Origin of the sequence: Streptomyces flavochromogenes (assembly GCF_000717595.1) — a bacterium.
Classification (GTDB): Bacteria; Actinomycetota; Actinomycetes; order Streptomycetales; family Streptomycetaceae; genus Streptomyces; species Streptomyces flavochromogenes.
In genome coordinates this window covers 1-11873 of record NZ_JNZO01000017.1, presented here as the reverse complement: position 1 = coordinate 11873, position 11873 = coordinate 1, and the positions used below count along the sequence as shown (strand labels likewise).

General features: G+C 72.2%; 8 protein-coding genes and 1 pseudogene. 6 read left to right on the top strand and 3 right to left on the bottom strand.

The window, feature by feature from the left end; genetic code table 11:
* Positions 1-5: 5 nt before the first annotated feature.
* Complete coding sequence (locus tag IF00_RS0121090) at positions 6-1346, top strand: hypothetical protein (RefSeq protein WP_030320271.1); 1341 nt, start codon at positions 6-8, stop codon at positions 1344-1346.
* An 8-nt stretch (positions 1347-1354) separates the two neighbouring features.
* Here IF00_RS0121090 and dnaN read toward each other — a convergent pair whose 3' ends face one another.
* Positions 1355-2455, bottom strand: a complete 1101-nt coding sequence (gene dnaN, locus IF00_RS0121085) for a DNA polymerase III subunit beta (RefSeq protein ID WP_030320269.1) — start codon at positions 2453-2455, stop codon at positions 1355-1357.
* Between the two features lie 215 nt (positions 2456-2670).
* Here dnaN and IF00_RS0121080 point away from each other — a divergent pair, with 215 nt between their 5' ends.
* Positions 2671-3858, top strand: coding sequence for an EstA family serine hydrolase (locus IF00_RS0121080; protein ID WP_030320268.1), 1188 nt, complete (start codon positions 2671-2673; stop codon positions 3856-3858).
* A gap of 143 nt (positions 3859-4001) precedes the next feature.
* Here IF00_RS0121080 and IF00_RS0121075 read toward each other — a convergent pair whose 3' ends face one another.
* On the bottom strand, positions 4002-4613 hold the full coding sequence (locus IF00_RS0121075; RefSeq protein WP_030320267.1) for a YceI family protein: 612 nt from the start codon (positions 4611-4613) through the stop codon (positions 4002-4004).
* Between the two features lie 259 nt (positions 4614-4872).
* On the opposite strand from IF00_RS0121075, the gene IF00_RS0121070 reads away from it, so the two are divergent.
* The 4 genes from IF00_RS0121070 to IF00_RS0121055 all read left to right on the top strand — a co-directional run bounded on the left by IF00_RS0121070 (position 4873) and on the right by IF00_RS0121055 (position 11478).
* A complete protein-coding gene (locus IF00_RS0121070) occupies positions 4873-5382 on the top strand; it encodes a hypothetical protein (protein ID WP_030320265.1) in 510 nt (169 codons plus the stop codon).
* 131 nt (positions 5383-5513) lie between these two features.
* Positions 5514-9416: an endo-alpha-N-acetylgalactosaminidase family protein gene (locus IF00_RS0121065; protein WP_051820537.1), complete on the top strand. Its 3903-nt coding sequence runs from the start codon at positions 5514-5516 to the stop codon at positions 9414-9416.
* A 260-nt stretch (positions 9417-9676) separates the two neighbouring features.
* Entirely contained in the window at positions 9677-11260 is a 1584-nt protein-coding gene (locus IF00_RS0121060; protein ID WP_078944794.1) for an acyl-CoA carboxylase subunit beta, read from the top strand.
* A 14-nt stretch (positions 11261-11274) separates the two neighbouring features.
* Entirely contained in the window at positions 11275-11478 is a 204-nt protein-coding gene (locus IF00_RS0121055) for an acyl-CoA carboxylase subunit epsilon (RefSeq protein ID WP_030320260.1), read from the top strand.
* Between the two features lie 196 nt (positions 11479-11674).
* Here the strand turns inward: IF00_RS0121055 and IF00_RS0121050 are convergent.
* Positions 11675-11873 (bottom strand): annotated as a pseudogene (locus IF00_RS0121050) (ATP-binding protein); the annotation flags it as partial.

Sequence of the window (11873 nt, the reverse complement as noted above, 5' to 3'; positions counted from 1 at the left end):
GAACCATGAGGACCAGGCCGCTCTCCCTCCTGTCGGCCCTCGGCGGGCTGATACTGCTGCTGCTCCTGGTCCTGGCTCCCTCCGCGGGCGCCAGGGCCACGGGGATACCCGACGCGGCCGCCGCCCTGAAACAGGGCCCGGTGTACGTCGACCCGGGCGCCGCCGACCAGCTCTCGAAGTCCGAGGCGGACGCCCTCGCCCAGAAGATCAAGGACGCGGACAAGCCGCTGTTCGTGGCGGTCCTGCCCGCGAACGCGCAGTTCCCGCCCAAGGACCTCCTCGTGAACCTGCGGACCCAGACCGGTATCACCGGCCTGTACGCGGTCCGCCTCGGTGACGGCTTCGACGCGGGCGCCGACCGCACCGTCATGTCCCAACAGGCCGTACGGAACCTCGTGACCTCCGTACGCCAGCCGGGCGTCGACGCGGCCACCGAGCTCGACAACTTCGTCGACCAGGCCCTGCCCACCCTGCGCGGCTCCGCCCCCGCGAGCTGGGGTTCCGTCGGCACCGACGACGGCGTCCCCGTCGCCGGCCTCGTGACCCTCGGCGCCGTGGTCGTCGCCGGAGGCGCGGGGGCCTACGCGGTCGTCCGCCGCAAGCGGCTCCGCAAGGAGGCCGAGGAGCGCGCCGCGCTCGACAAGCTCCGGGTCGTCGTCGACGAGGACATCACCGCCTTCGGCGAGGAACTCGAACGCCTCGACTTCCACCCCGCCGAGGCGGGCGCCGACGACGCCATGCGCGGCGACTACGAACGCTCCCTCGACTCGTACGACAAGGCGAAGTCGCTGATGGCCTCCGCCGCCCGGCCCCATGACGTCCGCGCGGTCACCGAGGCCCTGCAGGACGGCCGCTACTCGCTCGCCGTCCTGGCCGCCCGCCGCGAGTCCCGGCCGCTCCCCGAGCGCCGCGCGCCCTGCTTCTTCGACCCGCGCCACGGCCCCTCCACCGAGGACCGCACGTGGACCCCGGCCGGCGGCACCGCCCGCCAGGTCCCGGTCTGCGCCGCCGACGCGTCCCGCCTCGACGACGGCCTGGACCCGATGGCCCGCACGGTCGACGCGGACGGCGTCCGCCGCCCGTACTGGGAGGCGGGCCCGGCCTACGGCCCCTGGGCCGGCGGCTACTTCGGCGGCGGCCTCCTCCCCGGCCTCCTCATGGGCACCGTCCTCGGCTCCATGCTCTCCACCCCGGCCTACGCCGCCGAGTACGGCGGCAACGAATTCGGGGGCGGCGACTTCTCCGGCGCCGACTTCGACTCCGGCGACTTCGGCGACGGCGGCGGCGGCTTCGGAGGCGGCGACTTCGGCGGGGGCGGCGGATTCGACGGCGGGGGCGGGTTCTAGGCGGCGCCTCAGACCAGCGGCTTCACCGACATCAGCAGGTGGCGGTGGGTCGGCTGCGGTCCGTCGGTGAGCAGGGCCCGCTGGCCCGGGCCCAGGAGGTGGAAGTGGACCTCCGGGGTGTCCAGGGCGGTCAGGGCGTCCAGGAGGTAGCCGGGGTTGAAGGCGACCGTGAGGGTGTCCTGGCCGGTGAGGGTGGCCGGGAGGCGCTGGGAGGCCACGTCGTCCTCGTAGCCCGCCTGGAGATGGATCGACGTGGGGGTGAAGGTCAGCTGGACCGGGCTGTCGCCCTCGGCGACGACCGCGACCCGCTTCACCGCCTCGGTCAGCGGGGCCCGGTCCGCGGCCGCCAAGGCGTGGTCGCCGAGGGCGAAGAGCTTGTCGTGGCGGGGGAGACGGCCGTCCAGGAGGCGGGTGATGGTGCGCAGGCCGTCCCTCTCGAAGCCGATCGAGCCGCTGTCCAGGGCGAGCCGGGCCGGGCCGGTGCCCGCCAGGGAGCGGGCGATCTCGGTGAGGCGCCGGGCGGGGACCACCACGTCGGCCGGTTCGCCGCCGTCCGCCTCCGGCTTCCACTCCAGGGTGCGGACCGCGTAGCGGTAGCGGTCGGTGGCCGCGAGCGTCATCACCGCGCCGTCCAGGGCGAGCCGTATTCCGGTGAGGACCGGCAGCGAGTCGTCCCGCCCCGCCGCCACGGCCACCTGGCCGACCGCCGCGGCGAAGGCGTCCCCGTCCACCAGGCCGCGGACCGCGGGCAGCGCGGGCGGGGCCGGATAGTCGTCCAGGGGCAGCAGCGAGAGGCCGAAGCGGGCGTCGCCCGAGGTGACCGAGAGGCGGGCGCCCTCCACGGCGAGCTCCGTGAGGCCCCGGGGGAGAACCTTGCAGATGTCGAGCAGCCGTCGGCCCAGAACCAGGGCCCGGCCCCCGACGCCCGTGTCGGCCTCGACCTCGATCCGGGCCGAGGCCTCGTGGTCGAGGCCGGAGACCCGCAGCCGGCCGTCCGCCGCCTCCAGGAGCAGACCGCCGAGGACCGGCATGGGGGAGCGGGCCGGCAGGACGCGCGCGGCCCAGGCCACGGCATCGGTCAACACGCCGCTGTCGATACGGAATTCCATGCCGCCGACGCTAGACGCCGCCACTGACAACGCCGTTGACCAGCCGGTTCGGTCGCTCTTCGGCGAGGTCGGACCGCCGTCGGCCGACGCCGCCGGGCGCGGCGGGACCGCGTGGCGCGGTCCGGGGAGGGTCCGGCGAGGGGTACGGGAAGGGAATCGCTCCCCCGGCCGTTGCAGACACCGAACGGGTCGGCGAGTTCAGGGGGAGCAGCGCGATGAGCGACGGTCACGTCCAGGCACAGGTCCACGGCACGGTGGAGCCCGGATTCGAGTCCGTACGGGAGGAGTTCGCCACCGTCGTGGCGAACGAGGCGCGCGACGGCGGAGCCCAGCTCGCCGTCCACCACCACGGCCGGCTCGTCGTGGACCTCTGGGGCGGCGACGGGGTCGACGGGGACTCGCTCCTCGGCCTCTACTCCTCGTCCAAGGGCGCGATGGCCCTGGTCACCGCCCTGCTCGTGCAGGACGGCGTGCTCGATCTCGACCGCGAGGTCGCCTCCTGGTGGCCCGAGTTCGCCGCCGAGGGCAAGGAGAGGCTGACTCTGCGGCACCTGCTCGCCCACCGGTCCGGCGTGATCGGCGCCGACGGCGGCCTCAGCCCCGACGAACTCGCCGACGACCGGGCCGTCGCCGCACGGCTCGCCGGCCAGCGCCCCTTCTGGGAGCCCGGCACCGCCCACGGCTACCACGCCCTCGTGATCGGCGCCCTCGTCGGCGAGGTCGTCCTGCGGGCCACCGGCCGGACGATCCAGGAGCTGTTCGAGGAGCGGGTCCGAGCCCCGTACGCGCTCGACTACTACCTGGGTCTGCCCGAGGAGCTGGAGCCCCGCTTCCGTACGGCCCTGCCGATGCGGCCGACGCCCGCCGAGCAGGCCCTCCTCGCGGAGGACCCGATCGCCCCGGACAGCCTCATGGCCATCGCGTTCAACTTCCACGCGGACCCCCCGTTCGACATCGTCGGGTACGCCAACTCCCGTACGGTGCGGGCCCGAGCGCCGATCTCGGGCGGCGGCGTCGGCTCCGCGCGCGGCCTCTCCCGGATGTACGCGGCGATCGCCGGCGAGCTCGACGGCCGCGCCCCGCTCCTGAAGCCGGACACCCTGGCGGAGGTCGCCCGGGTCCACTCCTCGGGCCAGGACCTGGTGACCGGCGCCACGAACGCCTTCGGCCTCGGCTTCGTCCCGCTGGCCACCCGCCACCCGGCGCTCAGCCATCTCGCCGTCGGCCACAGCGGCGCGCCCGGCTCCCAGGCCTTCGCCGACCCGGCCACCGGCCTCGCCTACAGCTATGCCCGCCGCCGCTTCGCCTTCGCCGCAGGCCCCGGCGCCGTCGAGAACGACCGCCTGATCCCGGCGGTGGTCGCGGCGGCCGCGCGCCGGAACGAGACCTCCGGCGCGGCGTGAGGGGGTACGGACAGGGGCCGGTCCACCGAGCGCGCAACGCCGAGCGCCCGCCTTCCGCTGCTGCGGAGGGCGGGCGCGCTCGTGTGACGTCGGGGCCGGGCTGGGGCCGGGATCGGGCCCAGGACCGGGCCTGGATCTCAGGATCAGGCGGCGTTCTTGATCGCCGAGATGTCGAAGTTCAGCTTGACCTTGTCGCTGACCATGACGCCGCCGGTCTCCAGGGCCGCGTTCCAGGTCAGACCCCAGTCGGAGCGCAGGATCTCGGCGGAGCCCTCGAAGCCGACGCGCTCGTTGCCGTAGACGTCGGTCGCGGAGCCGTTGAACTCCAGGTCGATCGCGAGCGGCTTCGTGACGTCCTTGATGGTCAGGTCGCCGGTGATCCGGTACTTGTCGCCGCCCAGCTGCTGGGCGTGCAGGGAGCGGAACGTCATGAGCGGGAACTGCTCGGCGTCGAAGAAGTCGCCGCTGCGCAGGTGGCCGTCGCGGTCCGCGATGCCCGTGTCGATCGAGGCGATCCTGACGTCGATCGAGGCGGTGGAGGCGTCCGGGTTCGTGCCGTCCAGCGTCAGGGCGCCCTCGTGCTCGGCGAAGGTGCCGCGGACGTTGGTGACCATGGCGTGACGGACGGTGAAGCCGATGCTGCTGTGGGCCGGGTCGATGGTGTAGTCGCCGGTCAGGGCGGTCAGGGCCGGGTCCACCGGGAGGGTGGCGACGGCGACGGCGGACTCGTTGCTCTTGCGGTTGAAGAAACCCATGTCTGACAGCTCCTTGATCGGGATGTGTGTTGAGCGGTTCTTGTTGAACCTTCAACGAGAACGACTGTAGACGCATTCCGTTCAACTTTCAACATCTCTGGAAGATGTTCACCCGAAAGGTGCCGCCAGGGTGCCGACGCCCTCTGGCGGACGCGCGTAGAACTGCGGCACCATCTCCCTGCGCGCAGCGCACCAGAGCACCAGAGCACCACCTGCACAACCGTCCCCACCGCCACGGTCACCAGCAGGAGGCAACCCCATGAAGCTCCGCTCCGTCCTCACCGCCCTCGCCCTCGTCCTCGGCGCGCTCTTCGCGCCGGGCGTCGGCGTCCTCACCGCCGCGGGCGAGGCCCACGCCGTCACGAAGATCAGCCACGCAACCGCGACCTCGATGTTCCGGTCCTCCGGGATCACCTGGTCCTCGTCCGGCAACTGCTCCAACCGCAACGTCGCCACGTGCACGTCCTTCGACCAGCTGAACCTGGCCACCGCCCAGGGCGCCCAGACCCTGCGGAGCGCCAGCGGCTGCGCCCTCAACATCACCGGCGGCACCGAGACCGGCCACGCGAGCGGCACGTACTCCCACTGGAACGGCTACAAGCTCGACTTCGGCAAGGCCACCTGCGTCACCAACTACGTGAAGAACACGTTCACGTACATCGGTGTACGCGGTGACGGCGCCCCGCAGTGGAAGTCCGGCGCGGGCAACGTCTACGCCGACGAGGGCAACCACTGGGACGTGACCTTCTACAACTGCGGCGGCTGCTGACCGGCGGTTCCGGTCCGAAAGAGCCCTCTTCGGTGGTCACTTGGACTATCCGAAGGGGGTTCTTGGACTGGAGGGGCCCGCGCGGCGCGATCTCGTTGACGGCCCCGCCGGGGCGGGGCCAACTAGTGCGCATGTCCCTCCCCCCTTCGCGAAGAATCCGTGCGGCCTGTGCGCTCGCCGTCGCTTCCTCCGCCGTGTTCGCCCTGGCCGGGCCCGCCCTGGCCGAGGGAGCCGTCCCCGCGGCCACCGACACGGCGGCAGCCGGCGCCACGGCCACCGACGGCCCCGTCATCGCCTCCCGTCAGCTCTCCGTGGCCGTCGCAGAGGACTTCCCCCGCGTCCTGTCGTACACCGACCGCGCGAGCGGCGCCCGGATCCTCGGCAGTACGGCCCCCGTCACGCAGATCGTCCTCAACGGCACCGCCCACGCCGTCCGGGCCGAGGGCGCCCCCGTCCTCACCGCCTCCTCCGCCGCGTACACCCTCACCTTCCCCGACCTGCCCGGCGTCGAGATCGACGCGCGGCTGAGCGTCGACGGGCGGGCCACCACGTTCCGGGTGACCGCCGTCCGCGACACCGAGGTCTTCCGGGTCGGCACCCTCGACATACCGGGCCACGACCTGGTCTCCGTCGGTTCCTCGGACGCCGGCGCCGCGACCGCCTTCACCCGGCTCGACCCGGACTCCACCCGCACCGCCGACGTCTTCGCCCAGGTCACCGACGCGACCGCCGCCGAGGCCGACCCGGTGGGTGCGAGCTACGCGATCGTCAGCACCGGGCGGCTCGCCGCCGCCGTCGAGTCCAACTCCAGCTACGACAGGCCCACCGGGGCCTCCGCCCGCGACGGCGCCCGCTTCTGGCACCAGGCCCGCAAGCAGCCCACCGGCACCGGCACCGAGACCCGCGTCGGCGTCTGGTCCGGCCAGTGGACCTACCGCGGCGAAGGCGCCCCGAAGCCCGCGAGCGGCGACGCCCTGCCCTGGGCCAAGGTCGTCGTCACCCCCGATGCCAACGCCGACGGCACCACCGACTGGCAGGACGGCGCCGTCGCCTTCCGCACGATCGGGATCAAGGCCCCGGGCAGCGAGGACACCCCCGACCGGGTCGTCGCCCACATCCCGTTCAACTTCGCCTCCCAGGCCACCCACCCCTTCCTGCGCACCCTCGACGACGTCAAGCGGATCTCGCTCTCCACCGACGGACTCGGCCAGTTCGCGCTGCTCAAGGGGTACGGCTCCGAGGGCCACGACTCGGCCCACCCCGACTACGGCGGCAACTACAACAAGCGGGCCGGCGGCCTCGCCGACCTCAACGTCCTCCTCAAGGAGGGCCGGAAGTGGGGCGCGGACTTCGGCGTCCACGTCAACGCCACCGAGTCGTACCCCGAGGCCAGGAACTTCAGCGAGACCCTCGTCGACAGGACGAAGCCCGGCTGGAACTGGCTCAACCAGAGCTATTACATCGACCAGCGCCGCGACATCAACAGCGGTGACCTCGCCCGCCGCTTCAAACAGCTGCGCGACGAGACCGACCGCAACCTCTCCACCCTCTACATCGACGTCTACTACACCCACGGCTGGATCGCCGACGAGACGATGCGCGCCGTCCAGAAGCAGGGCTGGAACGTCGCCACCGAGTGGTCCGAGAAGTTCGAGCGGGCCTCCCTCTGGTCCCACTGGGCCAACGACCTCGACTACGGCGGCGCGACCAACAAGGGCCTCAACTCGCAGATCGTCCGCTTCATCCGCAACGGCGAGAAGGACGTCTGGAACAACCACCCGGTCCTCGGACAGACCGCCCTCGTCGACTTCGAGGGCTGGACCGGCGAGACCGACTGGAACGACTTCACCGCCAACATCTGGCAGCGGAACCTGCCCGCCAAGTACCTCCAGCAGCAGCGGATCACCCGCTGGAACGGCAACGACATCACCTTCACCGGCGGGGTCCGCGGCACCGTCGAGAACGGCCGCCGCACCTTCTACGAGGACGGCCGCAAGGTCCTCGACGGCGAGAGCTACCTGCTGCCCTGGTCCGACGGAACGGCCGGAGGGAAGACCGGCGGCACGAAGCTCTACCACTACAACAAGGCGGGCGGCACGACCACGTGGTCCGTCCCCGCCGGCACCCGCTCGTACACGGTCTACCAGCTCACCGACAACGGGCGGGTGAAGACCGCCACCGTGCGGCCCACCGACGGGAGGATCACCCTCGACGCCGTCGCCGGACAGCCCTACGTCCTCCACCCCGACCGCGCGCCCGCACAGCCCGCCCCGAAGTGGGGCCAGGGCACCCCGGTGAAGGACCCCGGCTTCAACGACGCCGGGCTCGGCTCCTGGACCAGGACGGGCACCGTCGCCCGTGACACCGACGAGCAGGGCCGCAACAGCGCGAAGCTCTCCGGCACCGCCACCGCCTCGGTCGGCCAGCGGATCACCGGCCTCACCCCGGGCAAGCGGTACACCGCCTCCGCCCTGATCGAGGTCCAGCCCGGCGCCGTCCGGCCCACCACCCTCTCCGCAGGCGGGCAGTCCGTCACCGTCGAACGGTCCTCGCTCCAGGACCGGGTCGCCGCCTCCGACTGGAACGGCACCCGCTTCCAGCGCGCCAAGGTCACCTTCACCGCCCCGCCCGGCGGCAGCACCCCGCTCAGGATCCAGGCCGCGAGCGGCAGCGCCGCCACCGTCCGGATCGACGACGTCCGGATCGTCGCCAACGCCCCCGCCACCAAGGCCGGGACCGTGGTGTACGAGGACTTCGAGGCCGTCGACCAGGGCTGGGGCCCCTTCCTCAAGGGCGACGCGGGCGGCACCACCGACCCGCGCACCCACATCGCCCAGCTCCACGCCCCCTACACCCAGGCCGGCTGGAACGGGAAGCTGATCGACGACGTCATCGGCGGCGCCGAGTCCCTCAAGTCCCACGACGAGAACAGCGGACTCGTCTACCGGACCGCGCCCTGGACCGTCCCCATGAAGGACGGCCGCACCTACCGCGTCGAGTACGACTACCGGTCGAGCCACGCGGGCGCGTACGAGTGGATCACCGGCTACGACCGGACGAACGGGACCCCGGTGGAGACCCGCCGCACCCCGATCGGACAGCAGCGGGACAGCGGGCACTTCTCCGAGACCGTCACCGCCGGCTGCGGCGACACCTGGACCGGGCTGCGCAAGCGCGGTGACGCGCCGGACGGCGCCGACTTCGTCCTCGACGCCTTCGCCGTCACCGACCTCGGCCCGGCCACCGAGCGCGCCGCCTGCGGCACGCTCACCGTCACCGCGCCCGAGACCCTGGAGCCCGGCCGCCCGAACCAGGTCACGGCCACCTTCGGCAACGACGAGGCCGCCGACGTCTCCGGTGCCCGGGCCGCGCTCACCCTCCCGGAGGGCTGGACCGCCGAACCGGCCGGGTCCGTCACCCTGGGCACGGTCGCGCCGGGAGGGAAGGCCACCGCCACCTGGCAGGTGACGCCCCCGGTGGACGCGGCCTACCGGCCGTACACCCTGGACGCCTCCCTCACCTACGCCCTCGGGGAAGGGGAACGGAGGCTCACCGCCGCCACCACCGTCCGTACGCTGCCCCCGCCGCCCACCGCCGACAGCTGGGCCAGCGACCTCGACTGGACCTCGGCCACCAACGGCTGGGGCCCCGTCGAGCGCGACCTCTCCAACGGCGAGACCGGCACCGGCGACGGCTCCCCGCTGCGCATCGGGGGAGTGACGTACGCCAAGGGCCTGGGCAGCCACGCACCGGCGAAGGTCCGCTACTACCTGGGCGGCCGCTGCACCTCCCTCACCGCCGAAGTCGGGGTGGACGACGTCCAGACCAGCCGGGGCAGCGTCCAGTTCAGCGTCCTCGCCGACGGCGCCGAGCGGGTGAAGTCACCGGTCCTCAGGGCCACGGACGCCGCCTGGTCGCTCAGCGCCGACGTGACCGGCGCCACCTGGGTCGACCTGGTGGTCTCCGACAGCGGCGACGGCAACGGGAACGACCACGCGGACTGGGGCAGCGCCCGCTTCCACTGCGGAGGCTGACCGCGGGGCGGGACACGGGGCCCGCGGCCCTTCGGGGGTCGCGGGCCCTTCGGCGCCGCGGGCTACCGTGGGGGCGGCGAAGGGCCGACGGATCCGGGCCCACCGAGGTCTATGTTGAACCCCTACAAACACGAGGGGTACCTGGCTGTTGACTCGTGCTGAACAGTTCGCCGTTCTGTCCAGCCCCACCAGGAATCGACACGGGAGACTGTACGGAGTCGACGGCGGGGTTTTCTTGTCCGACTTCGTAGGGTCGGTACATGACCGTTGTGGACCAGATCCCGAGCGAGCCCGCTGACGCCCGTGGCCGAGTGGCCGAGCTGCACGTCCTGCGCGAGCAGGCCCTCCGCGGCCCGAGTGACCGCGCGACCGAGGCCCAGCACGCGAAGGGCAAGCTGACGGCCCGCGAGCGCATCGAGCTGTTGCTCGACCCCGGTTCCTTCAGCGAGGTCGAGCAGCTCCGCCGGCACCGCGCCCAGGGCTTCGGCCTGGAGGCGAAGAAGCCGTACACCGACGGTGTGATCACCGGATGGGGCACGGTCGAGGGCCGGACGGTCTTCGTCTACGCGCACGACTTCCGGATCTTCGGCGGCGCGCTGGGCGAGGCCCACGCGACGAAGATCCACAAGATCATGGACATGGCCATCGCGGCCGGTGCCCCGCTGGTCTCCCTGAACGACGGCGCGGGCGCCCGTATCCAGGAGGGCGTCTCGGCGCTCGCCGGCTACGGCGGCATCTTCCAGCGCAACACCCGTGCGAGCGGTGTCATCCCGCAGATCTCGGTGATGCTCGGCCCGTGCGCCGGCGGCGCGGCCTACAGCCCGGCGCTGACGGACTTCGTCTTCATGGTCCGCGAGACCTCGCAGATGTTCATCACCGGACCGGACGTCGTGAAGGCGGTCACCGGCGAGGAGATCACCCAGAACGGCCTCGGCGGCGCCGATGTCCACGCGGGCGTCTCCGGTGTCTCCCACTTCGCCTACGACGACGAGGAGACCTGCATCGCGGAGGTCCGCTACCTCCTGTCGATGCTCCCGCAGAACAACCGCGAGAACCCGCCGACCGTCGCCTCCGAGGACCCGGCGGACCGCCGCTCCGAGGTGCTCCTGGACCTGGTCCCGGCCGACGGCAACCGTCCGTACGACATGCACAAGGTCATCGAGGAGCTCGTCGACGACGGCGACTACCTGGAGATCCACGAGCGGTGGGCCCGCAACATCATCTGCGCGCTCGCCCGCCTCGACGGCCAGGTCGTCGGCATCGTCGCCAACCAGCCGCAGACGCTGGCCGGTGTCCTCGACATCGAGGCCTCCGAGAAGGCCGCCCGCTTCGTGCAGATGTGCGACGCCTTCAACATTCCGATCATCACCCTTCTGGACGTACCCGGCTTCCTGCCGGGCGTCGACCAGGAGCACGGTGGAATCATCCGGCACGGCGCGAAGCTGCTGTACGCGTACTGCAACGCGACCGTGCCCCGGATCAGCCTGATCCTGCGCAAGGCGTACGGCGGCGCATACATCGTCATGGACTCCCAGTCCATCGGCGCCGACCTGACGTACGCCTGGCCCACCAACGAAATCGCGGTCATGGGCGCCGAGGGCGCCGCCAACGTGATCTTCCGCAAGCAGATCGCGGAGGCCGAGGATCCCGAGGCCATGCGAGCCCGCATGGTCAAGGAGTACAAGGCGGAGCTGATGCACCCGTACTACGCGGCGGAGCGCGGCCTGGTCGACGACGTCATCGACCCCGCCGACACCCGCCAGGTGCTCATCAGGTCCCTCGCGATGCTCCGCACCAAGCACGCCGACCTGCCGTCCCGCAAGCACGGCAACCCGCCTCAGTAAGAGGAGTCATCCACGTGACAACCCCTGCCAACCTTCTCCGCGTCGAGAAGGGCCACGCCGACCCCGAGGAGCTGGCGGCCATCACGGCCGTCCTGCTCGCCCGTGCCGCCGCCCGGTCCGACGAGGACACCGCCGCGGGCCACCGCGGCCGCACCACGGCCGGCTGGCGCCGCCTGGAGCGCGAGCACGGCTTCCGCGCACCGCACAGCTGGCGCTGAGCGACCGAGAGGGCCTGAACCCGGTAATACCGGGTTCAGGCCCTCTTCGTGTCTCCAGGACCCCTCACACGCCGTTCTGAGGCCATTACACGCCGTACAGCGCCCTGGGCGGGACGCCGAACAAGGTCCCGACACACACCGAAGGCCGCGTCCCCCGAGGGGAACGCGGCCTTTCGGTACGGGCGCCGGGGGACAGCTACCGCAGGCGGGCCATGAGGGCGTGCTCCACGAGAGTGATGAGCGCGCTCTTGGCGTCGGCGCGGTGCCGGGCGTCGGTGGTGATGATGGGGGTGTCCGGGCCGATCTGGAGGGCCTCGCGGACCTCCTCGGGCTGGTACGGCTGGGCGCCGTCGAAGCCGTTGAGGGCGATGACGAACGGCAGGCCGCTGTTCTCG